Raw genomic sequence first — 25,736 nt, forward strand, 5'->3', positions numbered from 1 at the left:
TACGAAGTCATTCGTTGAGGGGCCGCCGTGACTACTCGTCGCGTATCTGATTTACCCAAGCCCACCGAGGCCGAACTGGCCATTCTTGGAGTGCTCTGGGATCGCGGCAGCGGCACCGTCCGCGACGTTCACGAGGCCTTGTACGCCCATGACGGCGGGGGCTACACCACGGCGCTGAAGCTCATGCAGGTCATGCATGGCAAGGGCCTGGTCGAACGAGACGACTCCCAGCGCGCGCATGTGTTCCGCGCCGTCGTCAGCAAGGAACGCACCCAGAAACGTTTTCTATCCGACATCGTCGATCGCGTGTTCGACGGTTCCGCGTCGCAGCTCGTGCTTCATGCACTCGGCAGCCAGAGCGCCTCGCGCGAAGAACTCAAGGAAATCCGCCAGCTGCTCAATCGTCTGGACAGGGAGTCCAAGTAATGGGCGCCGCCGTCGGGGGATGGGCGCCGGCCGTGCACGTGCTCGGTCTGGTGTTGCTGCATTTTCTCTGGCAAGGCGCCCTGGTCGGAGCGGTCTTTGGCTTGCTGCGCCAGCGCCTGGCCGGCGGCACGCCGCGCTATACGCTAGGGCTGATCAGCTTCGCGGCCCTGATGGCTGCGCCGGTCATCACGGCAGCAGTGCTGCTCGCCGACAGCGGCGCGACGGGCGCTGCCTCGGTCGCGACGTCCGGTCTGTCCACCACGCTCGTCGCCAGCGACGCTGCGCCGGAAGCCCTGCTGCAGCAGTGGACCGACTATCTGCCTTGGCTCGTAGCGCTGTGGGTCTGTGGGGTTGCGGTCCTGAGTCTGCGCGCCGTGCTGCACTGGCGCGGCCTCAACCGGTTGATCCGCCAGGGTATGACGCTGCCGGGCTGGAATCAGCGACTGCATCAGCTCTGCGCGCAGTTCGGCCTGGGCAAGGTCGGCCTGCTGTACTCGACCAGGATAGAGACGCCGACCCTCGTTGGCTGGATCCGTCCGGTCATTCTTCTGCCGGCGGCGGTTGCGCTGGGTTTTCCGGCGGCGCAGATCGAGCTGATTCTCGCCCACGAACTGGGTCACCTGCGGCGCTGGGACCATATCGTCAATCTGGTCCAGGTCATTGCCGAAACCGTCCTTTTCTATCACCCGGTCGTGCACTGGATCTCGCGCGACCTGCGTGACCAGCGCGAGATCTGCTGCGATGAGCTCGTGCTTCGCCTGAGCAAGGCCAACCCGCGCGACTACGTCGCGACCCTGGCTGACCTCGAACAACTGCGTCTGGACGGCTCTGCCGCGCTCGCGCTGCAGGCAACCGGCGGCGTGCTGCTGGAGCGTGTGCAGCACATCGCCAAACTGCCGACGACGCGTCTGGACGTGCGCGCGCCGGTCCGCCTGCTGCCGCTGTTCGTCGTCGGTGCTGCGGTGATCGTGCTGGGCTATGCACAGCGCGCGTCCTGGGAAAGCTCGAACATGCTTGCGCTGTTGGCCCCGCAGCCACTGCGGGAACTGTTGCTGCGCGACCAGACGCTGCTGCGGGTCGCGCCCGTCGTGGTCAGCGACATGATTGCGGACCGGCGTGACCTGCGCCTGCCGCGGTTGCCGACATTCGCCGAACAGGCAGCACCGACCACCGCCGTGTCCGATGCACGCGTGGCTGTGCCGGTCGCCGCCGATCCCGTGAACACCGTGTCGGTCGAGTTGCCGAAGGTTCTTCCGCCGAGCCTGATCGAAGCCGCACCTGTGGCGGTGCCGACGCTGTCGGTTCCGGCGATTGCCGGGGCTCCGGCGACGGAAGCACCGGCCCCGTTAAAGCTCGATACCGTGGTCGCCGTGCGCGAGCCTATGGCAGCGCACGCGGTGCAACCGTCCTACCCCGAGCGCGCCCTGTTGCGCGGCATCGAAGGCAGCGTGCGCCTGTCCTACTACGTCGACGCGGACGGTCGCGTGCGCGACGTGCGCGTGGAGCAATCCAGTCCGCCGTCGGTGTTCGATTCGGCTGCCATGGCCGCTTTGCGCAAGTGGCGCTTCGTGCCGGGCAGCTTCGAGCCCGGCTCGCGCCGCTACTCGCGCCAGTTCGTGTTCGCGCTCGAAGGTGGTGCGGACATCCCGGCCAGCGACATCGAGGAAACCGTGGAGTCGGGGGATTGCCGCACCATCACGGGTTCGCGGATCTGCCGCCGACCGGGAGACATGGCGGCTTCCCCGATAACGGAACTCTCGACCGGCCTGAACTGATTTCCTGGCCTGCCGGCCTGCGTCGTAAGCCGGCCGGTGTGGTCCAACCGGATGCACGTCCCTCAGTTGTCCGACAACGCTGCGTTATCGCAGGGCGTTTAACGGGTCTCTCAAGGCTACTTAACGTCGATTTAAGCCATGGCTTCCTACCATGGCCCCACTGTATTCCTGCGAACACTCCTGGTCAGGTCGTGACTAGCAGCCTTACGGTAATCGGGGCAGTAGCTATTTGGCCCAAGTGAGGTGTGTTCCCCCAATGACACCTCCTTGGGCCAATCTTTTGGCCGTTCGCGCCGCTCTCTGGGCTCCGATCTTCATCTGCCGACTTCCCGGCGCATCCCTATTGTGAAACGGAGTTCGTTAAGCTAGGCCTATGCGCGTACTCGTGATCGAAGATAACCGGGACATCGCGGCCAACGTCGGCGACTTTCTCGAAGACAAGGGCCACGTCGTGGATTTCGCCGGCGACGGCGTAACTGGCCTGCATCTGGCCGTCGTGAACGAATTCGATGCCATCGTGCTCGACCTGACGCTGCCTGGCATGGACGGGTTGGAGGTCTGTCGCAAGCTGCGCCAGGAAGCGCGCAAGCAGACGCCGGTGCTCATGCTGACGGCGCGCGATGCGCTCGACCACAAACTGTCGGGCTTCGATTCCGGCGCCGACGATTACATGACCAAGCCGTTCGCGCTGCAGGAACTCGAGGCGCGGCTGCTCGTGCTTGCGCGCCGCGGCAAGGGTCCGCAGAGCCGCGTTCTGCAGGTCGCCGACCTCAGTTTCAACCTCGATACGCTGACCGTCAGCCGGGCCGGCAAGCAGATCCCGTTGAATCCGATCGGCCTGAAGCTGCTGCAATTCCTCATGGAAGCGAGCCCTTCCGTGGTTACGCGCCAGGACCTCGAGCATCGCGTCTGGGGCGAGGAGCTGCCTGACAGTGATTCGCTGCGCGTTCATATCCACGGACTGCGGGCGGCGCTCGACAAGCCGTTCGACAAGCCGCTGATCCAGACCCGTCACGGCATCGGCTATCGCATGGCCGATCCGGACGCGGCGAACAGCTAAGCCCCCGCCGCGCCGGTCCTTCCTCCGCGCATGCGCTATCGCCGCCGGTTACGCAGCCGTATCGTCATTTCGTTCGGCCTTTTCGGCATGGCGCTGACGGCGCTGTTCGCCCTGGCTGTCGTTGGATTGCGCGGCACGCTCGAAGATCAGCTCATCAACGCCTCGCTGCAGGACGGCGTCAACAAATTTCTCGATTTCAAGCGCGAACACCCCGAAGAGGGGGCGCAGTTCCCGTTTTCCCCGGTCACGGCCCTGATCGTCAGCGAGCGCAAGTTCGCCAACGTGCCGTTCGCGTGGCAGAAATACGGTACGGGCGTCTACGACATCCGTGAAGCCGACGAGCACGGCCGTGAGCGTCCCTACAAGCTGGCGGTGCGCAAGGAGACCGATCTCTGGGCGTTCTACCGCTACGACGTGGCCAAGGAAGAGCTCGGTGAGCGCCAGCTCGTCACCGCGCTGATCGCCGCGGTGCTGGTGTTCTCGCTACTGGCCTTCCTGCTCGGCTTCTGGTCGGCGCGCCGCGTGATGCGGCCGGTGGCCGACCTGGCTGAGCGCCTGCGCGCGTTCAAGAATGGTGCGCCGACCGATGATCTGGCCTCCCACTACGCCAACGATGAAGTCGGCGAGCTCGCCGCTGCGCTGGACGACTATCGGCAGCGCCTGACCGAGATGGTCGAGCGCGATCGCGAGTTCAACGCCGATGTGAGCCACGAGCTGCGCACGCCGCTCGCGGTGATCGCAACCACGGTCGAGCTGCTGATGGCCGCACCGAACCAGACCGACAAGACCCGCGACCGTCTCAAGCGCATCGAGCGCGCGTCGCGCCAGTCCAACGAACTCACCGAAGCACTGCTGCTGCTGTCGCGGCGCCAGCGCGAAGCGCCCAGCGATGGCGAAACCACCGATGTCGCGCGCGTCGCCGAGCAGGTGATCGAGGTCAACCGCACCCATCTGGCGAACAAGCCGGTCGAGGTCATTCTCGACGTCGACGGTCCGCTGGAAGTCGTCGCGCCCTCGTCCGTCGTCGCAGTCGCGCTGACCAATCTGGTCGGCAATGCGTTCAAATACACGCCGGCCGGCGAGGTGCGCGTGCGTATCGGTGACGGCAAGGTCGTGGTCGAGGACTCCGGTCCCGGCATCAAGCTCGAAGACGCCGAGCGCCTTTTCCAGCGCGGCTATCGCGGCGAAGGGGCAACCGGCAAGGGGGCTGGCCTGGGCCTGGCCATCGTGCGGCGTCTTTGCGAACTGTACGAATGGAAAGTATCACTGCGTCCGCGTCCGCAGGGCGGTACCGCCGCGACGCTGGATTTCCGTCTGCGCCGCTAGGCGAGGTCGCGGGACCCGATCCGGACAGCCGGCGCGGCGAAAGGGTCAGTCACCAGATCGTGACATCGTCCGCGCGCCGCAACGACCTTCGCCGAGAATTCCCGGTCGGCTCGACTCTCCGTTTTGCGGGCGCCCGCTCACCGGTACGCCCGCACCGGGCGGTGTCCGGCGCGTTACGCGTCCAGCGGCTCGAGCCACCCGTACTTGTCTTCCGTCTTGCCCTGGAACAGGCCGAAGAACAGCTCCTGAATTCGGCCGGTCACCGGCCCCGGCTTGCCGCTGCCGACCGGCTTGCCGTCGACCGAGCGGATCGGGGTGATTTCCGCCGCCGTGCCGACCATGAACAGCTCGTCACATAGATAAAGGTATTCGCGCGGCAGGTCGCGCTCGATCACGCCGATGCCGTGGTCCTGCGCGAGGGTGATCACCGAGTGGCGCGTGATGCCGTTCAGGATGGCGCTGGCCACGGGCGTCGTGTGAAGCACGCCGTCGAACACCAGGAACAGGTTTTCGCCGGCACCCTCGCTGAGCAGGCCGGTCGAAGCCAACGCGATGCCTTCGCCGAAGCCCAGGCGGCGCGCTTCGCGCGCAATCAGCTGGCCTGACAGGTAGTTGCCGCCAGCCTTTGCACCCGCCGGAATCGTGTTCGGCGCAAAACGCTGCCAGCTCGATACGCAGGCGTCGATGCCGGCTTCCAGCACGTCCGGGCCGAGATACGGCCCCATTTCCCAGGTCGCGACGGTCATGTCGGTTGGCGTGTCCGCCGAAAGACCGAATCCGCCGAGGCCGCGATAGGCGAGCGGACGCAAATACGCTTTGCGCAAGTTGTTGGCCTGGATAACTTCACGACACGCGGAATTTATCTCGGCCACCGTATAGGGCATGGCCATGTCGTAGATCTTGGCCGACTGGAACAATCGCTTGTTGTGGTCGGTAAGGCGGAAGATCTGTGGTCCGGCCGGTGTGTCGTAGCAGCGTATGCCTTCGAACACCGAGGATCCGTAGTGCAGGGCATGCGACATGACGTGCGTGGTTGCTTCGGCCCAGGGCTTGATGCGGCCGTTCTGCCAGATGAATTCGGGATACTGCATGGCCATGGCGGAGGATTCCGGGCGGACGAAGGCTGCGAAGCCTAGCGGCGGTCGCCGTTTTTGCCTAGCGCACAAGCGGTGGTGGCTGCTGGATTCGAGCGGGTTGGCGGTAGAACTTCTGCTAAACGGCTCACAAACGAGACAAATGTTAACGACGTTGGTTTAGCATACGGCGCAGCGGGACGACGTTGCGGGTCGATTCAGGGAAGCCGGTGAGCAAGGGGAAGCCTGCCGCCGGAGTAGCTACCTACCCAACGAATCGGCAGCGGAAGCAAGGTCCGGCACTGCGGTGACGGCGGTATTGGCGATAAGGGGATGGGTTCATGCGTATCCGGAATGCGGCCTTCGCGGCTGTCGCTTTTGTCATGGCTCTGTGCGCAACAGTGGCCAGCGCTCAAACCTACACCTATTCGGTCTACGTCGATGGCGACCTGAACTCCGGCAGCGGCTGTACCGTGCCGCAGATGAGCGGCGCTGATACGCGGCTCGAAGTCAGCGTCAGCGGCGGCAGTTCGCCCCAGGTCGTCTCGGTCACCCGGTCGAGCTGCAGTGGCGCCAGCTTCCCGGCCGGCACGGCCATTGGCGGCGGCTACGCGGTCGGTCTCAACAACGGTGTCGGCGCTGCCGATGTCATCGAGTTGAGCGATGCGATCAGTTCCCTGCAGCTCAACAACAGCGGCGGTCTGCGGCTCGCCGTCCTGGCGCAAAGCGCCGCCGGCACCGATGAGCTGACGACTACGGCGCCGGGCGCCGGTCCCATCATCCTCGGCCTGCCCGCGCTGCCTATCCCGTTCCTGACTTTCCCGGTATTGCTGATCCTGGTCGGCCTCGTCGCCTTTCTCGGCGCGCGACGCGCGCGACGCACGGCGATCTGGCGCACCCTTTCACTATTCTTCGTCGCCAGCGGCATGGTCATCGCCGCCAACTTCATCGTGGACGGTCAGGTCAGCGACTGGAACGGCGTGGCGCCGCTCGCGACCGATCCGCCCGGTGACGCGACCAGCGGCGAGAGCGCGATCGACATCACCACGTTGTTCGGCGCCTACGAAAATGGCCGCGTATACCTGCGCATCGACGTGCGCGATCTGCAGAACAATCCGCCGACCGTCAATCCGGCCAGCGTCACCACGCTCGAAGACCAGCCCGTAACGGTCACCCTGACCGGTACCGACCCCGAAGGCGCCTCCATCACCTACAGCGTGGCGACGCCGCCGGCAGCGGGTACCACCAGCAACCTCACGTCCACCGGCCCGACTTCGGCGACGATCGACTACACGCCCAACGCCAACACCAACGGTAGCGACAGTTTCACAGTCACTGGCAGCGACGGACAGGGATCTTCCGTGCCGGCGACCGTGTCGATCACGGTCACGCCCGTCAACGACGCACCGGGATTCACCGTCGGCGCCGACCAGGCCGTGCCGGAGAATGCCGGCGCGCAGACCGTTACCGGCTGGGCCACGGCGATCAGCGCCGGCCCGGCGAACGAATCCGCCCAGACCGTCAGCTTCACGGCGAGCATAGTCAGCAGCACCGGCAACCTGGCGTTCACGGCCGCGCCGGCCGTCGCGCCGAACGGGACGCTGACCTTCACGCCGCAGAACGCGACCTCCGGCATCGCCACGATCAGCGTCCTCGCCGTGGACAACGGCGGCACCGCCAACGGCGGCATCGACACGTCGGCCGCCCAGACCTTCGTCATCAACGTCAACGCGATCAATCACGCGCCGAGCTTCACGGCCGGTCCGAACCAGACCTCGCTCGAAGACGCCGGCACGCAGACCGTGGCCGGCTGGGCAACGGCCATCAACGACGGCGACGGCAACACGCAGATCGTTGACTTCCAGGTCACCGGCAACACCAACGCCGCGCTGTTCGCGACCGCACCTGCGATTTCGCCGACCGGTACGCTGACCTATACCGCGGCGGCAAACGCCAACGGCACGGCCACGATCACCGTCGTCCTGCACGACAACGGCGGTACCGCGTTCAGCGGCAGCGACACGTCGCCGCCACAGACCTTCACGATCGCGGTCACCGCGGTCAACGACGCCCCCTCCTTCACCGCCGGCCCGAACCAGAGCGTGTTCGAGAACGCCGGGCCGCAGACCGTCAATCCCTGGGCCACGGCGCTGAGCGCCGGACCGGGCGACGAATCTGCGCAGACACTGAGCTTCACCGCCACGGTCGCCAGCAGCACCGGCACGCTGGCGTTCTCCGCCGCGCCGACGGTCTCGCCGGCCGGCGTGCTGAGCTACACCCCGCAGGCCGGCACGATCGGCACCGCGACGATCAATGTGGCCGCGGTCGACAGCGGCGGCACCGCCAATGGCGGCGTCAACACCTCGCCGACGCAGACCTTCACGATCACGGTCGCGGGGATCAACCATGCCCCGAGCTTCACGGCCGGCGCGAACCAGACCTCGCTCGAGGACGCCGGCGCGCAGACCGTAACCCCGTGGGCTACGGCGATCAGCGATGGCGACGGCAACACGCAGGTGCTGGATTTCCAGATCACCGGCAATACCAACGCGGCCCTGTTCGCCGTGGCCCCGGCGGTTTCGCCGACCGGCACGCTGACCTATACGGCCGCGCCGAACGCGAACGGCACGGCCACGATCACGCTGCGGCTGCACGATGACGGCGGCACCGCCAACGGCGGTGTCGACGCCTCCGCGACGCAGACCTTCACGATCACCGTCACCGCGGTCAACGACGTGCCGTCGTTCTCCGGTGGAACCTCGGCCAGCGCACTCGAAAGCGCCGGTCCGCAGACGTTCGCCAACTTCCACACCGCGATTTCCGCTGGTCCGGCCGACGAATCCGGCCAGACCCTGAGCTTCACGACGACGGTGGGTGCCACGACCGGCAGCCTGACCTTCAGCACGCCGCCGGCCGTCTCGCCGACCGGCACGCTGACCTTCACGCCGACCGCGGGCACCTTCGGCACCGCGACGATCAGCTCGACGCTGTCGGACAACGGCGGCACGGCGAACGGCGGCATCGACACCTCGGCCGCACAGACCTTCACGATCACGATCAACAACGTCAACGACCCGCCGGTGTTCACGGTCGGCGGCCCGCAGACCGCGCTCGAAGACGCCGGCGCGCAGACGGCCGCAGGCTTCCTGACCGGCATCGCCGACGGTGACGACGGCACGCAGACCATCACATTCAACATCACCAATAACACCAACGCCGCGCTTTTCAGCACCGCGCCCACGATCGCGCCCAACGGCACGCTGACCTACACGCCGGCGGCGAATGCCAACGGTACGGCGACGATCAGCGTCGTCGCTCAGGACAATGGCGGTACGGCCAATGGTGGCAACGACACCTCGGCCGCGCAGACCTTTGTCATCAGCGTGACCGCGGTCAACGACGTGCCGAGCTTCACCGGCGGCACGGCAGCCAGTGCGTTCGAAAGCGCCGGCGCGCAGAGCGTTCCGAACTTCCACACCGCGATCTCGGCCGGCCCGGCCGACGAGTCCGGCCAGACCCTGAGCTTCGCGACGACGGTCGGGACGACCACGGGCAGCCTGACCTTCAGCACGCCGCCGGCGATCTCGCCGACCGGCACGCTGACCTTTACGGCAACGAGCGGCACCTTCGGTACGGCCACGGTCAGCTCGACGTTGTCCGACAACGGCGGCACCGCTAACGGCGGCGTCGACACGTCGGCCGCGCAAACCTTCACAATCACGATCAACAACATCAACGATCCGCCGGTGTTCACGGTCGGCGGCCCGCAGACTGTGCTCGAAGACGCCGGCGCGCAGACCGTCGCGGCCTTCCTGACCGGTATCGCCGACGGCGACGATGGTTCGCAGACGATCACGTTCAGCATCACCAACAACACCAATGCCGCGCTGTTCAGCGTCGCCCCGGCCATTGCGCCGAACGGCACGCTGACCTACACGCCGGCGGCCAACGCAAACGGCACGGCAACGATCAGCGTGCGTGGGCAGGACAATGGCGGCACGGCCAACGGTGGCAATGACACCTCGGCCGTGCAGACCTTCGTCATCAACGTCACTGCGGTCAACGACGTGCCGTCGTACGCTGGCGGCACCTCGGCCAGCGCGCTCGAGAGCGCCGGTCCACAGACGTTCGCGAACTTCCACACCGCGATCTCCGCTGGCCCGGCCGATGAAGCTGGCCAGACCCTGAGCTTCGGGACGACGGTCGGGACGACCACGGGCAGTCTGACCTTCAGCACGCCCCCGGCCGTCTCGCCGACCGGCACGCTGACGTTCACGGCAACGAACGGCACCTTCGGCACGGCCACGGTCAGCTCGACGCTGTCCGACAACGGCGGCACCGCCAACGGCGGCGTCGACACATCGGCCGCGCAGACCTTCACGATCACGATCAACAACGTCAACGATCCGCCGGTGTTCACGGTCGGCGGTCCGCAGACCGTGCTCGAGGACGCCGGCGCGCAGACCGCCGCGGCCTTCCTGACCGGCATCGCCGACGGCGACGACGGTACGCAGACCATCACGTTCAACATCACCAACAACACCAACGCTGCGCTGTTCAGCGTCGCCCCGGCCATTGCGCCGAATGGCACCCTGACCTATACGCCGGCGGCGAATGCCAACGGCACGGCGACGATCAGCGTCGTCGGTCAGGACAATGGCGGTACGGCCAACGGCGGCAACGACACCTCGGCCGCGCAGACCTTCGTCATCAACGTCACCGCGGTCAACGATGTGCCGAGCTTCACGCCAGGCGCTGACCCGAGCGTTGGCGAAGATTCCGGTCCGGCGAGCATCGCATGGGCCACCGCGCTTTCGGCCGGCCCGCCCGACGAATCGGGCCAGTCGTTCGGCTTCAACGTCGCGGTCGTCAGCGGCGGCGCGCTGTTCTCCTCGCTGCCGACCGTCTCGGTAGCCGGCCAGCTGCTCTTCACGCCGGCCGCGAACGCGAGCGGCACTGCGACATTCAACGTCACTCTGCAGGACAACGGCGGCACCGCGAACGGCGGCGTCGACACGAGCGCACCGGTTCTCCTGACGATCACGATCAATGCGGTCGACGATGTGCCGGTCGCGGTCAACGATGCGGCGACCGTGCTCGAAGACGCGGCCGCGACCGCGGTCAACGTGCTCGCCAACGACACTGACATCGACGGCGGCCCGATTTCGGTCACGTCCGTCACGCAGCCGCTCAACGGCACCGTCGTGATCACCGGCGGCGGCACGGGTCTGACGTATCAGCCGAACCCGAACTACTGCAACGCGCCTCCGGGCACGACGCCGGACACGTTTACCTACACGCTGGCGCCGGGTGGCAGCGTGGGTACGGTCAGTGCGACCGTGACCTGCGTCGATGACAATCCGGTCGCGGTCAGCGACGCGGTGACGATCACCGAAGATGATCCGGCCACGGCGATTCCGGTGCTCACGAACGACACCGACGTCGACGGCGGTCCGATTTCCATCACGTCGGTCACGCAGCCGGCCAACGGCGTCGTCGTCATCACCGGCGGCGGTTCGGGCCTGACCTACCTGCCGAACCCGAACTACTGCAACAGCGTGTCGGGTCCGCCTGATACGTTCACCTACACGCTGACGCCGGGCGGCAGCTCGACCACGGTCAGCGTCACGGTGACCTGCGTCGTCGACAATCCGGTCGCGGTCAACGACGCGGCGACGGTCATCGAGGATTCCGGCGCCAACGCGGTCAACGTGCTCGGCAACGACTCCAACCCAGATGGTTCGCCGATCACCGTCGGTTCCGTCACGCAGCCGGCCAACGGCGTCGTGGTGATCACCGGCGGCGGCACCGGCCTGACCTACCAGCCGAACCCGAACTACTGCAACACGCCTCCGGGCACGACGCTGGACACGTTCACCTACACGATCACGCCGGGCGGCAGCGTCGGCACGGTGACGGTGTCCGTGACCTGCGTCGACGACAATCCGGTCGCGGTCGCCGACGCGGCCACAGTCAACGAGGACTCGGGTGCCTCCGCGATCAACGTGCTGGCCAACGACACCGACATCGACGGCGGTCCGATCTCGGTCCAGTCAGTCACGCAGCCGGCCAATGGCACCGTCGTCATCACCGGTGGCGGCACGGGCCTGACCTACGCACCGAGCGCGAACTACTGCAACAACCCGCCGGGCACGACGCTGAGCACGTTCACCTACACGCTGGCGCCGGGCGGCAGCTCGACCACGGTCACCGTCACCGTGACCTGCATCAACGACCCGCCGGTTCCGCCGGCCGTGCCGAACGTTCCGGTGCACACGCATATCGCGATCGGCGTCAATGACGGCGCCACCGGCGATCTGCTGATCCCGGGCGCGATCACCGATCCGGACAGCAGCAACTTCACCATCGGCGGTACGCCGCCGATCGTCTCGGCCAACGGCGGCGAGCTGTCGATCAACGCGACGACGGGGGCATTCACCTATAACCCGCCGCCTGACTTCACCGGCAACGACACGTTCCAGTACATCGTCTGCGATGACGGCACGCCGCAGGCCTGCAGTGGTCCGGTCACCGTGACGTTCGTGGTTTCCGGCCCGCGCATCTGGTTCGTCGACGACAACGCCGTCGTCGTCGGTACGCCCGACGGCACGTTGCAGCAGCCGGTGGCGACGCTGCCGGCAGCGGCGGCACTCGCAGCGGCCGGCGAACGCATCTTCGCGTTCTCGGGCACCTACACGGCCGGCGTCACGCTGCCGGCAGGTGTCGAGCTGGCCGGCCATGGCCTCGATGCGGCCAACGTCAACAACTTCGATACCGAATTGGGTATCACGCCGCCGGCGCACAGCATCACGCGTCCGCTGGTCGACCAGACACCGCCGGTACTGACCAACGGCGCCGGTGCAGCGATCACGCTGACGTCGAACAACACCGTGCGCGGTGTGGAGATCGGCGCGGCCAGCACCTCCGGTATCGTCGGCACCAACTTCGGCACGCTCACGATCTACGACGACGTGCGCAAGACCGGAGCCGGCCAGGCACTCAATCTGGTCAACGGCGTGATCTCGGCCGGTTCGGTGTTCTCGACCTTCACCTCGACCAGCGGCACGAACAACCTGCTGCTCGACGGCGTCGGCGGCAGCGTCGACCTCGGCACCGGCGCGCTCAGCGGGGCAACGGGTTCGGCGTTCTCCGTGCAGAACGGCAGCACGGTCGCGATCACCTACGCCGGCACCATCAGCAAGGCCAGCGCCGGCGCCCTGATCGACGTCAGCGCCAAGCCCAGCGGTAACATCACGCTGAGCGGGGCACTCAGTGCGACCAACGGCACCGGCGTGCAGCTGAACAACGTCGACGGCGGTTTCAGCGCCACCGGCGTCGTCACGCTCAACGGTGGCGACGCGGCCATCGACGTGACCAACGGATCGAGCGGCGCGATCGGCTTCAGCAACGCAGGCTCGAGCATCAACAACCCGACCAACGAAGCGGTCGTGGTCAACGGCAGTGCGCCGACCTTCACGTTCGCCGGCACCATCACGAAGACCAACAATGCCGTCAGCGGCATCCGCGTCGACGCCAACACGGGCGGAACGATCGCCTTCACCGGCGCCAAGACCCTTTCCACGACGACGGCCAACGCGATCCAGCTCAACAACAACGGCGCAGCGACGACGAACTTCTCGGGTGCGACCAACCTGACCACCACGAGCGGCACGGCGTTCAACGCGGTCGGCGCGGGCAACGTCAGTGTCGCCGGCGCCGGTAACACGGCGGTCAGCACCACCGGCCGCGCCGTCAACATCGACACGCATGTGATCACCGCGACCGGCGTCACGTTCGAACGCGTCAGCTCCAACGGCGCGCCGAACGGCATCCGCCTCAGCAACACCGGCAACGCGGGCGGCCTCACCGTTACCGGCGCGGCCGCTGCCAACAGCGGCGGCACGATCCAGTCGTCGAGTGGCGTCGGTGTGTCGTTGAACACGACGCGCGGCGTCAGCCTGACCCGCATGCTCATCACCGGCGGTGCGGACGACGGCATCAACGGTGCCTCGGTCAACGGATTCACCTGCAGCTTCTGCACGCTGACCAACAACGGCTCGACGACGTTGCACGAAGGCATGGAGTTCACCCAGCTCTCGGGTGCGGCGACCGTCGGGAATTCGACGTTCACCAACTCGGCGCACAACAGCATCTATGTGCAGAACACGAGCGGCACGCTGGCCTCGCTGACCATCGACTCCAACAACTTCACGAGCAACAACGCGTCGACGGGCAACCATCACGTGCTGATCGAAGGCGTGACCGGCACGCCGGTGTTCACGACCGTCGCGGTGACCAACAACACGGTCGCCAACGCGCGCTCGATGGGCGTGCAGATCGCCGGCAACAACACCACGTCGATGCCGAGCGTGACCGTCACCGGCAACACGTTCACGAACAACATACTTGCCGTCGATGCGTCGCTGGTGCAGGGGTCGAACCTGACCTTCAACATCAACAACAACACGATCAACTCCACCGTCACCGGTGGCAGCCACGCAATCAACTCCAACCAGGGCATCCCGAGCACGGGCCTGGTACGCGGCCGGATCGACAACGTGCAGATCGGCACCGCCGGCTCCATGGGTTCGGGCTCGATGATCGGCAACGGCATCCGCGTGATCGGCAACGACAACGGCAGCAAGCAGTACATCGTGACCAACACCACGGTTCGCGAGACCCGCCTGGGCCGCGGTATCGAAGTCGTCAACCGCAACGGGACCGGACGCATGGATGCAACGGTCACCAACAACAACGTCAATACCGACGCTCAGCTCGCGGACCTCCCGCTCGCCGGCATCGTCGTGCAGTCGAATTGCGCGACAACCTGCAACAGTCTGCGTGCGGACGTCGCGGCCAACTCCGTCGTAGTGCCGCCGGGCGGATGCGTCAACGACCTGCTCGGCACCTGCCTGGAACTCGTCCGCGGCGGTGCATCGGTCTGCGAGCTACTCGACCGTGCCCCGACCGGTGCCGCGTCGGCCAATGCGGAACTCGTCGCCAACAATCCGGCGAGCACAAGCACCTCCGCGTCGGCGACCTGTACATTGACGACCACGGCACCGATTCTGCCGCCCTGACCAGGGCGGTGACCGACCGGCATCACATCCTGCCGCCCTGAGGACCAGGGCGGCAGCTGCATAGCGTTCAGGGGGAATCCGGGGCTCCCCACTCAGCCCCAAGGAGAAGCGCGATGGCAGAGCCGTTCCTTTCCGAAATACGCATGATGAGTTTTGTGTTCCCACCAAAAGGGTGGGCCCTTTGCAACGGTCAACTCTTGCCGATCAACCAGAACCAGGCCTTGTTCTCGTTGCTCGGCACTACGTTTGGTGGCGACGGCCGTGTCAATTTCGCCCTTCCGGACTTGCGCGGGCGGGTGCCGATCCATGTCGGCTCCTCGCATACGCTGGGCGAGCGCGGCGGCGAGCAGGCGCACACCCTGTCGATTGCGGAGCTTCCAACGCATACACACGTGCTGAGTGGCACGACCAAGGCCGGTGATGCGACGCCGGCGACGCCGGTCGGCAACCTGTTCGGGACGCCGGCACTGCCGTTCTACGGCCCGCCCGCCAACCTGACCCCACTTGCGTCCAGCACGCTGAGCAACGTCGGCGGCTCGCAGGCCCACCTGAACATGCAGCCGTTCCTCACATTGAGCTTCTGCATCGCCCTGCAGGGCATCTTCCCGTCGCCCACCTGAGGATCAACCCATGGCTCAACCCTATGTCGGAGAGATCCGCATGTTTGCGGGCAACTTCGCGCCGGCCGGATGGATGTTCTGCGAAGGCCAGCTCCTGCCCATTTCTGAAAACGAAACGCTGTTCCAGCTCATCGGCACGACCTACGGCGGCGACGGCGAGAGCACGTTCGCACTGCCGGACCTGCGCGGTCGCCTGCCGCTCCATCAGGGCAACAGTTTCATCCTCGCCGAAACCGGGGGGGCCGAGGAGATTACCCTGACGGTCGCGCAGATTCCGGCGCACAGTCATCCGGTCCTCGGCACTACGTCGATCGCGACCAATACGGGTCCCAACGGTGCCGTGCTCGGGCAGTCGTCAACGTTCGACGGCTACCAGTCGATCCCCGGTGCGGTAGGCATGTCGCCGCAAGGTCTGTCGGCGGTCGGCGGCAGTCAGCCGCACAACAACTTCCAGCCGTATCTTTGCGTCGACTTCATCATTTCGTTGTTCGGCATCTTCCCGTCGCCGACCTGAGGAGAATCAACCATGGCAGATCCTTTCGTCGCCGAAATTCGCATCTTCCCGTTCAATTTCGCCCCGCGCGGCTGGGCCTGGTGCGACGGCCAGCTTTTGCCGCTGTCGCAGAACACCGCGCTGTTCTCGTTGCTCGGAACCACGTACGGCGGCAACGGCAAGTCGAACTTCGCATTGCCGGACCTGCAGGGCCGGGCGCCCATGCATCCGGGCCAGGGACCGGGGCTGTCGCTCCACGATCTGGGCGAGACCGGCGGTTCGGAAACGGTTACGCTGCTCGAGTCGGAGATACCGTCGCACTCGCACCAGTTCAACGTCAGCGGTGCACCGGCCGACGCGCAGCAACCGACGGCAAACTCGCCGGCACGCATCACCGGCGCTCAGCCGTATGCAACGCCAGCAGGTGCATCGCTGGTTCAGATGGCCCCCGAGTCGGTTGCACCGGCCGGAGGCGATCAGCCGCACAACAACATGCAGCCTTACCTTACGTTCTATTTTTGCATCGCCCTGCAAGGGGTGTTTCCGCCGCGAACCTGACCTAAGCACTGGGAGTGCATATGCGACGTCGCGAATTTCTTCAAAACAGTCTGCGGGGGGCAGGCGCAGTGGTAGCGGCGTCTCTACCCGTCCCTCTATTGGCCGCGGCATCGGCGACGATGCCCGGCCTCTCACTCGCGCGCCTGGAAGGCGAGGGCGCGCATCGGCGCTGGCAGGCTTTGCATACCTGTGCGGCGGCATGCGGCGAACAGGCGCGCGTGCGTATCGACATCGATGCGCTCGCGTTCCCCGAGGCATTCGACTCGGTCGCCGTGGAAGCGATGTTCGTGACCGACGCGGGGCTCAGACCCTTCCGCATCGCCACGTTCGACCGCGGTGCGGTTTCGCCGATGAGCAAGCCGTTCGGCTTCGAGGCTGCGCGTGATGGCGTGGCCGGATTGCGCGTCGAGCGCCGTCTTGCCGGCGACGTGCTGTCGCGCGACGTGGCCAGCGCCGGTTTCCTCGGCGGTGTCCACGCTCAGCTGGCCCCAGGGCGCTACCTGCTCACGCTCGCGTCCGACGCGCAATCCGCGCGTCTGGCCGACGTCAGCCCGCCCGATGCGGCCAGCGATGCCGTGACGCTGCGTGACGGCAGCGTGCCGCCGTTCGGTTATGTCGTGTTCTCCGTGCGCGCCGCGGCCTGATGGCGGCAGCGGCGGAGCGTTTTGCAGACAGGTTGGCGCAGGCGCTCGTCGTTCACGACGCGCGCCTGCGTCTGCGAGAGGAAACCGCGCAGGACGCGGACTTCGTCATTGCCCTGTACGCCGATACGCGCTGGGAAGAATTGCGTCCGGTGGAATGGCCCGAAACGGCGAAGCGCGACTTTCTCGCCCAGCAGAGCCGGCTGCAGTCTGCGCATTACCGCGAACATTATCCCGGCGCCGAATTGCTGCTGATCCTGCGCGACGAGGTACCCATCGGGCGCCTCTACCTCCGCGCGGGTGCAAGCGAAGTGCGATTGATGGACATCGCCTTGCTCGGGGCCGAATGCGGGCACGGCATCGGCGGCGTCCTCGTGCGCGCCTTGCAGGCGCAAGTGCAGCAACAGGGCCAGCAGCTCACATTGCATGTCGAGCCAGCCAATCCGGCGCAGCGGCTGTACCAGCGGCTCGGCTTCCGGCTCATCGAGAATCGGGGTATCTACGATTTCCTGGGCTGGTCTGCCTAGCCCGCCTTTCTCACACCCCTTCTACTGCGGCCGCCGGTACGCTTGCCGCGGCGTTCGCCGCTCTCCAGTGTCGGCTCGATGTAGCGTCGACTACGCCTTCGCCGTCACAGAAGTCCGCGGCGCGTATCAGGACGGCGTCTCGACGGCCTAGCGATTAAGGGGTCTGAGAAATGCGGGCCAGCCGCGCGCGAGATCGCGGTTGAAAAACGCGGTCCCCTTTAAGCGAAGCAAGATGACGTGCCGCGTGATGGTCGCGCGCCGGGCTCGTGGCGAAAAGGTCGCCTGGGTAGGACCCGCGCCGGTTTCAGTTGAGGACGGCCTCGAAACGGGCGCGCCCCTGCACGACGTCGATCGGCACGAGGAATAGCGGTAGGGTGCCGAGTTCGGGGTGTTCGAGGTGGTAGACCCCCTGGCCGCCGCGCGTCTGCTCCGGTGCCAGAAGTAGCACGGAGAACGGCGTGCCGCGCGGCGACGGCGACTTCAGCCGCTCGACGGCGCTGATCTCGAAACCGTAGGTGCTGTCGACGACGGGCAAGGTCTGGCCGATCAGCTTGTCGAAGTGTTCCGGCTTGAGGTCGATGAGGTCGAACATGACGGTCCGCGGGTAAGGAAGGGCGGCGCTATGGTAATGCGTCGGTGAACTTGTGTGTCTGCGTCATTGCGCCATGAAAGGCCGGCACGGATGTCGCAAACTCGGAAACGTATGCCGCGCAGTCGGAGTGACTCGCACGGTGGCGTCGTCCCACAGGGGGAATCTATGAATACTCAGCACCGGCCGCGAGCCGGCCGCTACTGGCTTGCCGCATTCTTGTTGTCGCTGGGCGCCGCTTCGGCCGCGTCAGAACTCGTCGAGGCGTCCAACGGGTCGGCTGTAGGGCCTTTGCTGCAGACTCCGCACGGCGACGAACTGTTCGCGCTGCTCGATCTCGGCGGCAGCGAATCGCTGCCGTACGGCGAGCTTATCTTCGCAAGTCGCTACGAAGCCGGTCCGGCACCGCAGGGCTTCGTCGAGGTCTTCCTTGGCCGCGACGGTATCGAGCACCCGTACGCGCCGTACGTGTACTTCGCCGCGCCGGCCTGCGAAGGCCAGGCCTTTGTCTCCAAAGCGGCGACGCACCCGGCGCGCGGCCACCGCGCCGCCATCGTCGGTCATCGCGCGGAACTGTATCTGACGACCAGCGACGTCGCGTCGCTCCAGACGGTTTCGAGCCAGCTCACCACGGCAGGCTGCAGGCCTTTCCAGCATGTCATCCGCGCGTACCCCGTGCGGTCGGCCGGCGACCTGCTCGATCGTCTGCCGCCACCCTATCGCATTGGAACCAGCGGCTGATCGTCAGCGCGGCAAGCGCCGCAAGACGTCACGGACAACCGCTCCCTCGCGCATGCGAGGGAGCGGTCCAGGCAGTGGCGTCGGCCCTTGCTGTAAGGCGCTGTCTCAGCGGAACGCGGCGACCGTCGCCGCGCGCTGGTTAAGCACGCGCGCGTTGTTGTGCGTCGCGGCGGTGCCCATGGCGACGCCGTTGTAGGTCTTGTTCGGATTCGACCAGTAGTTGATGCGCGTGCAGCTCACGCCCGCGCAGGCATAGGCCATGATGGTGCGCCAGCGTCCGGCCGGGTACTGGTAGCCGTGTCCGTAGGCGTATGGCGAACCGCTGGCGTTGGCCGGATCATGGTTCGCCCCGAAGTTGTGGCCGATCTCGTGCGCGAATGAGTAATAGCCCGTCGCGCAGGTGCGTGCGACCACGGTGAAGGCCGACGCGGCATTGACGTTCATGTAGCCGATGCCGCAGTAGGCGCTGCCATTGACGATGAGCACGGCCACGTCGGCAGCGACATTGTTGCGCTGCGTATGGATCGTATCCATGTAGCCGTCACTGGTGCTGCGGTAGCGCGACAGCTCGGTGCTGAAGTTGCCGGTTTCCGTGTAGCTGACGAGACCCGAGCCGGCCAGTTGCAGCGTGACCGCGACGCTGCTGTTCGCATAGCCCTGGTTGGATTCCGAGATGGCGAGGTTGATGAGGCCGGACATGCTCGGCGTCGCGTTGTTCGCGGCCGAGGTGTAGTTGACCAGCACGCGTACGACGCTGTTGGCCTCGATGGCTTTCGATGGCGCCAGCGCGGCGCGGCCGGCCTCGTCGAACAGGCGGCGATACGCGACCTCGTCGTGATCGGCCGGCATCTTCGCTTCGTCGACCTCGACGATCGCATGGCGTCCATCGAACAGCGGGCGCACGGCATAGAGCTGCCCGTGCACGCGGATATTGCCGGTGACGTAGTTGCCGTCGCGCACGAGCGTGACCGAGTTCAATGGGTCGCCGTCGACCTCGTTGGCCGCCGGGCGCCCGCCGGTGAGGTCGCGCGTCTCGGGCAGCGAGCCTTGCCACACGATGCTGCCGTCGTCGCTGCGATAGGACTGGATGCGCTGGGCGGTCAGGCGGAACGCGCCGCCGATGTCGAGGTCGAGCACGATCTTGTCGGTGTCGATGCCAATCGCTGCGGCGTTGGCAACCACAATGGTCGCCGAAGCGGTCGACGGTTCTTTCGCGATTTCGACGAACGCCGCGTCGTTGACCAGCGGCGTCATCGGGGCGGCCTGGAACAGGTGGCTGTCCGCGGCAAAGGCGGGGGCCGCGAGCGCAGCAATGGCCAGTGCGCAGGCGCGCGACATCAGGTGCGTGTTCATGGGTATGGTTCTCCGCTAGTGCACAAGTGCAATTTATATAGCGGCAGGGCCCTGGTCGCCGCGCGATGCGTCGGCGTACCTGCCAGGAAGTGGCTTGCGTCGGCGCGGTTGCGAGGACCGGTATGCGCCGGAGATCGACTCTGGTTGCAGACGTAGCAGCGGTCAAGCGCTGGGCCGACGCAATTGGCGGTTTTGTGACGTCCGCCCGCAGATTGGCGGCTGGATGAATCCGCATATGAATGGATTTGTGCAATACGTCATGGGCGGCGTTGCGCCGCCCATGACGTCAAGCCGGTCTCAGCGGAAGCCGGCGACCGTGGCGCGCGTGTTGTTCAGCACGCGGGCGTTGTCGCTGCGGGTAGTCGTACCCATCGCGCGACCACCGTAGGTCTTGCTCGGGTTCGACCAGTAGTTGATACGCGTGCAGTTCACGCTGGAACAGGCGTACGCCATGATCGTGCGCCAGCCGCCGGCGGTGGACTGGAAGCCGTGGCCGTAGGCGTACGGCGTGTTGGTCGGATCGTTGGTCGGATCGTGACGCGCCGACTGCAGGTGACCGATCTCATGCGCAAACGAGTAGTAACCGGTCGCACAGTCCCAGTGCGCCGCCGCGAACGCGCTGGCGGCGGTAGCGCCGATCGCCGAGGCCAGCCCGCAGGACGACGAATTGTTGATCAGCAGCACCGCGACGTCGGCCGTGTTGGTGTTGCGCTGGCTATGGATCGTGTCCATGTACCCGTCGGACGTGCCGCGATAGCGCGTCAGGTCGGTGTTGAAGCTGCCGCTCTGGGTGTAGGTGACCTGCGATTTCGCCGCGAGCTGCAGGGTGATCTGGACGCCGCTGTTGGTATAGCCCTGGTTGGACTCGGCCACTGCGAGGTTGATCAGCCCGTTGATGTCGCCCGAAGCGCTTGCCGCGGCCGCGGTGTAGTTCACGAGCACGCGGATCACCGTGTTCGCGGTAATGGCCTTGGCGTCTGCCGGCAGTGGCGCGGCGTCCTGGAACAGCTTGCGGTAGTCGGCGGGCGGATGATCCAGCGGCATCGCGCTGTCATCGACCTCGACCACGACGTGACGCGCGTCGTGCAGCGGACGGATCTTGTAGAGCTGTCCCAGCACGCGCACGTTGCCGGTGATCTTGTCGCCGTTGCGCACGAGCATGACCGAGTTCAGTGCGTCCTCGGCGATTTCGTCCTTCGTCATGACGCGCTGGATCGCCGTCTCGGCGATCGAGCCCTGCCAGACCAGGCTGCCGTCCTCGGTGTAGTACGCATTGCCACGCAACGCGGTCAGCTTGACCGGCCCACCAATGTCCAGATCCAGCGTGAGACTGTCCGTATCGGCCTGCAGCGCCGCCGCGTTCACCATCACGACATCGATCTTCGCCGAGCTGGGCTCGCTGGCCAGCGCCTCGAATGCGCTATCGCCCTGCACCGCGCGATAGATCGCGGGTACTGCTGAAAACAACTGCTGCGGTCCCTGCGCTGCCGCCATACCGGACGCCAGCAAACCTGCTCCTGCCACACTCCAGAGAAAAAACCGTTTCATTCCGATCTCCCCACGATGAGCGCGCGATAGCGAATCCGGCGCATAAGGAGTCGCGCGCCAACCGGGTCACGAAGATGCCGGATTCCCCCCCTTCCCCCTCGGACGCCGCGGGATTAACCCCTGCGGCGAAAAGGTCGTGGCGTATCCCCACACGCCACTGAATTCGATCACAGGGCTACTCGGGAAAGATGCGCGTAACGGCTCAGGTGAAAACCCTCAGCCGCGCAGGCGGTCGACGACGGTCGTGGTCGCGCGGGCCCGGTTGAGTGTGTAGAAGTGCAGCGCCGGTGCGCCGCCGTCGATCAGGCGCTGGCACAGGCCGGTCACCACATCGGCGCCGAATTCGCGGATCGCGTCGTGGTCGTCGCCGAAAGATTGCAGGCGGCGCGCCACCCAGCGCGGGATTTCCGCTCCGCAGAGTTCGGAAAACCGGCGCAGCTGCGAATAGTTCGTTATCGGCATGATGCCCGGCACGATCGGTACGGTGATGCCAAGGCGGCGTGCGTCGTCGGCGAAGCGGAAATACGCGTCGGGATTGTAAAAATACTGCGTGATCACGCCGTTCGCGCCCGCGTCGACCTTGCGCTTGAAATGGGCCAGGTCGGCCTGCGCGTCGTCGGCCTGCGGATGCGTTTCCGGATAGCCGGCAACCTCGATATGGAAATAGTCGCCGGTCTCGTCGCGGATGAAGCCGACGAGGTCGCTGGCATAGCGGAAGTCGCCATAGCTCGCCATGCCCGAAGGCAGATCGCCGCGCAGCGCGACGATGCGGCGGCAGCCCTTGCTGCGGTAGAGATCGAGCAGGCTGCGGATCTCCTGGCGGGTGCCGCCCATGCACGACACGTGCGGCGCGGCGTCGAGGCCATGGTCTTCGCGCAGGTGGCAGACCGTGTCGGGGGTATAGCTCAGCGTGGAGCCGCCGGCGCCGAACGTCACCGACACATATTCGGGATCGAGTGCCTTGAGCGCGGGCAAGGCTTTTTCCAGCGTCTCACGCTGCTCGTCGGTCTTGGGCGGAAAGAATTCCAGCGAAACCGGAATCGAAAGACGCGACGGGGCGGTGGCAGGCATTGCGGGGAATCCTTGGCGGTCGGACGGGAGCGGCGCGGGACGCGCGACCACGCAATATATCTCGACTTCCGGATAAAGAGATAGATGGCCGCCCGGCCGGCTGGATCGATCAGGAACAGGCAGCCTGCGCCGCGGCGACGAACGCCGCCAGGCGCGCCGCGTCGAGATGTCCGTCCACGCGCACGCCGCTGCACAGGTCCAGCCCGAACGGCTGCACCGTGCGCATGGCCTCGGCGACGTTGTCCGGGCGCAGGCCGCCGGCGAGGAAGACCGGCCTGCCGCTGCGCTCGACGATCGCGTGGCTCAGCCCCCAGTCGTGCACGCGCCCGGTGCCGCCAAGCTCCTTCACCGCCAGCAAGGGGTTGCCCGAGTCGAGCAGCAGGGCATCGACCTGCGGTGCCAGCGCGACCGCCTCGTCGACCGAGCCGCGATCGACGACATGGATGACCTGCACCAGCGCGATTCCGGGCAGCGCGTCGCGCAGCCGCGCATGCGTGCCGGCCGGCACTGCGTCGACGAGCTGGATCGTGTTGCAGCCGCAGCGGCGCTGCTGGCGGATGATCGCGTCTGCGTCGGTCAGCGCGGTCAGCAGGAAGGTCGCGACGGGCGGCGGCACGGTCGCAGCAATCGCCGCGATCTGCGCGTCATCGATGACGCCAGGGCCGCTGGGCATGGCCGAGACGAGGCCCAGCGCGTGTACGCCGTGGGCGATCGCGAGCGCCGCCTCGGCCTTGTCGCGGATGCAGCAGATCTTGATGCGGGGCAAGGCGCGCATGATGGCTCCGGCAGGGCAGGGAGGCGGATCATGCGGCGCACGCACGGGCCGTTCCAAGCGCCAATCTTTGACAGTTCATGGTGCGCGCGCTGCGGCACAATGCGGTCATGCACGACAGTACGTCCGCAGCGGCGTCCACCGAGGCCGGCTCCTCCGACGCGCAGTTCCGTCGCCGGCGCGAACTGGCGGAAACCTCGGCGCGCGGCGGGCTCGGTGGCGTGTTCTACATCCTCGGCTGGCTCGTCGTCGCCTATTGCGGCGGCCTGCACCGGACGCATCCGATGCTCGCTTCGGCGCTGCTTGCGCTGTTCGTGCTGCTGGCGGGCGCCCGCGTCGTGCTGGCCCGGCGCACAGCCAGCGAGTGGTCCGCCATCGTCCGCCTGCGGGCCGCGTGGTGGACGCTGTTCCTCGCGACCGCCGCCCTGTGGGGGGGCCTCACGGTCTGGGTGCTCACGGACCCGCGGCTGGAGGCCGCGCGCATGGCCGCACTGGTATGCACTGTGGGCTATGCGACCGCGTTCGTGCACACCTTCGCGATGCGCTGGCACTACGCGCTGACCGGTGTCGCGCTGCTGTTCCTGCCCAGCGTGATCCTGTCCTGGACCTTGCCGGACTTCGGCGGTGTGGCGTTCGCACTCAGCGTGTTCCTGGTCTATCTGCTGTCGGCGCTGCGCCTGAGCCGGCAGCAGTACGAACGCCAGCTGCTGCTGGAACTGGCGCTGCTGCACCAGCGCGACCTCTACGAAAAGCAGAGTCGCACCGATGCGCTGACCGCACTGGCGAACCGGCGCGAATTCACCTTCAACCTGGAGCGTGCGCTGGATGCCAGTGCACGGCTGTCCCTGCTCATGATCGACATCGATCACTTCAAGCTCATCAACGACCGCTACGGCCATGCCGCCGGCGATGCCGTGCTGATCGCGTTCGCCGACCAGCTGCGCGAGCATTTCGACCAGCCTGGCGCGCATCTCGCGCGTCTGGGCGGCGAGGAATTCGGCGTGCTGCTGCCCGGCGTCGACGAGGACGGCGCCGACGCAACCGCGCGTGCACTGTGCCAGCGCCTGGCGCGCGCGCCGCTGGCGCCGAATGCGCAACGCGGCACCGTGACGGTCAGCATCGGTGTCGGTGAGCGGCGCCGTTCGCGCCATCGCAGCGGCGACGAATTCCTCGCCGACGTGGATCGCGCGCTGTATCGCGCCAAGGCGCAGGGCCGCGATCAGGTCTGCCGCACGACCTGACGCACCTCCATCAGCGCATCCAGTCGGCTTCCGGCAGTGCCTGCAGCGCGTCGCGCAGGCTGTCGTTCCATTGGCGGCGCACGAGATTCAGGTACGGATCGTCATCGCCGAGGCGCTGCTGCCGGCCGATCTCGAACGCGTCGCGCCGATACAGCAGCAGGTCGATCGGCGGGCCGACCGAGAGGTTGGAGCGCATGGTCGAATCCAGCGAGACCAGCGAGCACTTGATCGCCTCGGTCAGCGATGTGCGCCAGGTGACGATGCGGTCGAGGATGGGCTTGCCGAACTTGATCTCGCCAGTCTGGAACCACGGCGTATCCGGATTGCTCTCGATGAAATTGCCTTCGGAATAGACCAGGAACAGGCGCGGCGCCTCGCCCTGGATCTGCCCGCCGACGATGAACGATCCGCTGGGATCGATGCCGCTGGAACGCAGGTAAGGGTCGTCGCGCTTGCGGATCTCGCGCAAGGCGTCGCCGACCAGTGTGGCGACCTCGAACATCGACGTCGCGTTGTAGACGCTGGTCTGCTCCGGCGCATGGTTGGCGCGGTGTTCCAGCAGGTTGATCGCGTTCTGCGTCAGCGAGAGGTTGCCCGCCGACAGCGTGACGATGACGCGCTGTCCCGGCACGGAGAACACGCGCATCTTGCTCGTGCGGCGCACGTCGTCGACGCCCGCATTGGTGCGCGAATCCGAAGCGAACAGCAATCCCTGTTCGAGATTCAACCCGATGCAATACGTCATGGACTGGGCGACCTCTGAACGCGGCTGGCGGTGGTGTCCCGGGTTGTCACGGGGGTGTCCGGACGGGCGCCATGCGGGCGTCCGGCGGGTTCGGGCA

General features: G+C 66.4%; 19 protein-coding genes. 12 read left to right on the forward strand and 7 right to left on the reverse strand.

All coding sequences use genetic code 11. The features are described 5' to 3' along the window. The first annotated feature begins 27 nt into the window (after positions 1–27). The 4 genes from RUU78_RS18525 (at position 28) to RUU78_RS18540 (ending at position 4,587) form a co-directional block, all read left to right on the forward strand. Positions 28–426, forward strand: coding sequence for a BlaI/MecI/CopY family transcriptional regulator (locus RUU78_RS18525; RefSeq protein WP_313918985.1), 399 nt, complete (start codon positions 28–30; stop codon positions 424–426). Further along, complete coding sequence (locus tag RUU78_RS18530) at positions 426–2,201, forward strand: M56 family metallopeptidase (protein ID WP_313918987.1); 1,776 nt, start codon at positions 426–428, stop codon at positions 2,199–2,201. Before RUU78_RS18525 ends, RUU78_RS18530 begins: the two co-directional genes overlap by 1 nt. Before the next feature lie 373 nt (positions 2,202–2,574). Continuing rightward, positions 2,575–3,261: a response regulator transcription factor gene (locus RUU78_RS18535; RefSeq protein ID WP_313918989.1), complete on the forward strand. Its 687-nt coding sequence runs from the start codon at positions 2,575–2,577 to the stop codon at positions 3,259–3,261. Between the two features lie 30 nt (positions 3,262–3,291). Further along, on the forward strand, positions 3,292–4,587 hold the full coding sequence (locus tag RUU78_RS18540; protein WP_313918990.1) for a HAMP domain-containing sensor histidine kinase: 1,296 nt from the start codon (positions 3,292–3,294) through the stop codon (positions 4,585–4,587). Between the two features lie 173 nt (positions 4,588–4,760). Here RUU78_RS18540 and RUU78_RS18545 read toward each other — a convergent pair whose 3' ends face one another. Continuing rightward, entirely contained in the window at positions 4,761–5,684 is a 924-nt protein-coding gene (locus RUU78_RS18545; RefSeq protein WP_313918991.1) for a branched-chain amino acid transaminase, read from the reverse strand. 317 nt (positions 5,685–6,001) lie between these two features. Between RUU78_RS18545 and RUU78_RS18550 the strand changes: the two genes are divergently transcribed. The 6 genes from RUU78_RS18550 to RUU78_RS18575 all read left to right on the forward strand — a co-directional run bounded on the left by RUU78_RS18550 (position 6,002) and on the right by RUU78_RS18575 (position 17,579). Beyond that, positions 6,002–14,740 (forward strand): Ig-like domain-containing protein, encoded by an 8,739-nt coding sequence (locus RUU78_RS18550; RefSeq protein WP_313918993.1) that lies wholly within the window; start codon positions 6,002–6,004, stop codon positions 14,738–14,740. 113 nt (positions 14,741–14,853) lie between these two features. After that, positions 14,854–15,360: a tail fiber protein gene (locus tag RUU78_RS18555; RefSeq protein WP_313918994.1), complete on the forward strand. Its 507-nt coding sequence runs from the start codon at positions 14,854–14,856 to the stop codon at positions 15,358–15,360. A gap of 10 nt (positions 15,361–15,370) precedes the next feature. Next, the gene (locus RUU78_RS18560; RefSeq protein WP_313918995.1) at positions 15,371–15,874 is read left to right on the forward strand and encodes a tail fiber protein; all 504 of its coding nucleotides are present in this window, start codon (positions 15,371–15,373) and stop codon (positions 15,872–15,874) included. Positions 15,875–15,886: 12 nt separating this feature from the next. Then, positions 15,887–16,411, forward strand: a complete 525-nt coding sequence (locus tag RUU78_RS18565; protein WP_313918997.1) for a tail fiber protein — start codon at positions 15,887–15,889, stop codon at positions 16,409–16,411. A gap of 119 nt (positions 16,412–16,530) precedes the next feature. Next, positions 16,531–17,055 carry a hypothetical protein gene (locus tag RUU78_RS18570; RefSeq protein WP_313918999.1) on the forward strand — a complete coding sequence of 175 codons (525 nt, stop codon included), beginning with the start codon at positions 16,531–16,533 and terminating at the stop codon, positions 17,053–17,055. After that, positions 17,055–17,579: a GNAT family N-acetyltransferase gene (locus RUU78_RS18575; RefSeq protein ID WP_313919001.1), complete on the forward strand. Its 525-nt coding sequence runs from the start codon at positions 17,055–17,057 to the stop codon at positions 17,577–17,579. The genes RUU78_RS18570 and RUU78_RS18575 overlap by 1 nt, the downstream gene beginning before the upstream one ends. Positions 17,580–17,883: 304 nt before the next feature. Here RUU78_RS18575 and RUU78_RS18580 read toward each other — a convergent pair whose 3' ends face one another. Beyond that, complete coding sequence (locus RUU78_RS18580) at positions 17,884–18,171, reverse strand: hypothetical protein (RefSeq protein ID WP_313919003.1); 288 nt, start codon at positions 18,169–18,171, stop codon at positions 17,884–17,886. 165 nt (positions 18,172–18,336) lie between these two features. Between RUU78_RS18580 and RUU78_RS18585 the strand changes: the two genes are divergently transcribed. Beyond that, positions 18,337–18,909 (forward strand): hypothetical protein, encoded by a 573-nt coding sequence (locus RUU78_RS18585; protein WP_313919005.1) that lies wholly within the window; start codon positions 18,337–18,339, stop codon positions 18,907–18,909. A gap of 105 nt (positions 18,910–19,014) precedes the next feature. Here the strand turns inward: RUU78_RS18585 and RUU78_RS18590 are convergent, their stop codons facing one another. From RUU78_RS18590 to RUU78_RS18605, 4 genes are all read right to left on the reverse strand, one after another. Further along, the gene (locus RUU78_RS18590) at positions 19,015–20,262 is read right to left on the reverse strand and encodes a M12 family metallo-peptidase (protein WP_313919006.1); all 1,248 of its coding nucleotides are present in this window, start codon (positions 20,260–20,262) and stop codon (positions 19,015–19,017) included. A 297-nt stretch (positions 20,263–20,559) separates the two neighbouring features. Then, the gene (locus RUU78_RS18595; RefSeq protein WP_313919008.1) at positions 20,560–21,810 is read right to left on the reverse strand and encodes a M12 family metallo-peptidase; all 1,251 of its coding nucleotides are present in this window, start codon (positions 21,808–21,810) and stop codon (positions 20,560–20,562) included. 216 nt (positions 21,811–22,026) lie between these two features. After that, positions 22,027–22,881: a methylenetetrahydrofolate reductase [NAD(P)H] gene (metF, locus tag RUU78_RS18600; protein WP_313919009.1), complete on the reverse strand. Its 855-nt coding sequence runs from the start codon at positions 22,879–22,881 to the stop codon at positions 22,027–22,029. Between the two features lie 109 nt (positions 22,882–22,990). After that, on the reverse strand, positions 22,991–23,656 hold the full coding sequence (locus tag RUU78_RS18605; protein WP_313919011.1) for a phosphoribosylanthranilate isomerase: 666 nt from the start codon (positions 23,654–23,656) through the stop codon (positions 22,991–22,993). A gap of 107 nt (positions 23,657–23,763) precedes the next feature. Between RUU78_RS18605 and RUU78_RS18610 the strand changes: the two genes are divergently transcribed. Next, positions 23,764–24,894: a diguanylate cyclase gene (locus RUU78_RS18610; RefSeq protein WP_313919013.1), complete on the forward strand. Its 1,131-nt coding sequence runs from the start codon at positions 23,764–23,766 to the stop codon at positions 24,892–24,894. Positions 24,895–24,904: 10 nt separating this feature from the next. Here RUU78_RS18610 and RUU78_RS18615 read toward each other — a convergent pair whose 3' ends face one another. Next, entirely contained in the window at positions 24,905–25,639 is a 735-nt protein-coding gene (locus RUU78_RS18615) for a peptidase (RefSeq protein ID WP_313919015.1), read from the reverse strand. Between the last annotated feature and the right edge of the window lie 97 nt (positions 25,640–25,736).

Source organism: Tahibacter sp., from assembly GCF_032229445.1.
In the GTDB taxonomy this organism is placed as follows: Bacteria; Pseudomonadota; Gammaproteobacteria; order Xanthomonadales; family Rhodanobacteraceae; genus Tahibacter.

Coding starts and splice junctions, on each gene's coding strand:
- RUU78_RS18530 (WP_313918987.1), top strand. CDS start 426: ATGGGCGCCGCCGTCGGGGGATGGGCGCCGGCCGTGCACGTGCTCGGT.
- RUU78_RS18535 (WP_313918989.1), top strand. CDS start 2,575: ATGCGCGTACTCGTGATCGAAGATAACCGGGACATCGCGGCCAACGTC.
- RUU78_RS18540 (WP_313918990.1), top strand. CDS start 3,292: ATGCGCTATCGCCGCCGGTTACGCAGCCGTATCGTCATTTCGTTCGGC.
- RUU78_RS18545 (WP_313918991.1), bottom strand. CDS start 5,684: ATGGCCATGCAGTATCCCGAATTCATCTGGCAGAACGGCCGCATCAAG.
- RUU78_RS18550 (WP_313918993.1), top strand. CDS start 6,002: ATGCGTATCCGGAATGCGGCCTTCGCGGCTGTCGCTTTTGTCATGGCT.
- RUU78_RS18555 (WP_313918994.1), top strand. CDS start 14,854: ATGGCAGAGCCGTTCCTTTCCGAAATACGCATGATGAGTTTTGTGTTC.
- RUU78_RS18560 (WP_313918995.1), top strand. CDS start 15,371: ATGGCTCAACCCTATGTCGGAGAGATCCGCATGTTTGCGGGCAACTTC.
- RUU78_RS18565 (WP_313918997.1), top strand. CDS start 15,887: ATGGCAGATCCTTTCGTCGCCGAAATTCGCATCTTCCCGTTCAATTTC.
- RUU78_RS18570 (WP_313918999.1), top strand. CDS start 16,531: ATGCCCGGCCTCTCACTCGCGCGCCTGGAAGGCGAGGGCGCGCATCGG.
- RUU78_RS18575 (WP_313919001.1), top strand. CDS start 17,055: ATGGCGGCAGCGGCGGAGCGTTTTGCAGACAGGTTGGCGCAGGCGCTC.
- RUU78_RS18580 (WP_313919003.1), bottom strand. CDS start 18,171: ATGTTCGACCTCATCGACCTCAAGCCGGAACACTTCGACAAGCTGATC.
- RUU78_RS18585 (WP_313919005.1), top strand. CDS start 18,337: ATGAATACTCAGCACCGGCCGCGAGCCGGCCGCTACTGGCTTGCCGCA.
- RUU78_RS18590 (WP_313919006.1), bottom strand. CDS start 20,262: ATGAACACGCACCTGATGTCGCGCGCCTGCGCACTGGCCATTGCTGCG.
- RUU78_RS18595 (WP_313919008.1), bottom strand. CDS start 21,810: ATGAAACGGTTTTTTCTCTGGAGTGTGGCAGGAGCAGGTTTGCTGGCG.
- metF (WP_313919009.1), bottom strand. CDS start 22,881: ATGCCTGCCACCGCCCCGTCGCGTCTTTCGATTCCGGTTTCGCTGGAA.
- RUU78_RS18605 (WP_313919011.1), bottom strand. CDS start 23,656: ATGCGCGCCTTGCCCCGCATCAAGATCTGCTGCATCCGCGACAAGGCC.
- RUU78_RS18610 (WP_313919013.1), top strand. CDS start 23,764: ATGCACGACAGTACGTCCGCAGCGGCGTCCACCGAGGCCGGCTCCTCC.
- RUU78_RS18615 (WP_313919015.1), bottom strand. CDS start 25,639: ATGACGTATTGCATCGGGTTGAATCTCGAACAGGGATTGCTGTTCGCT.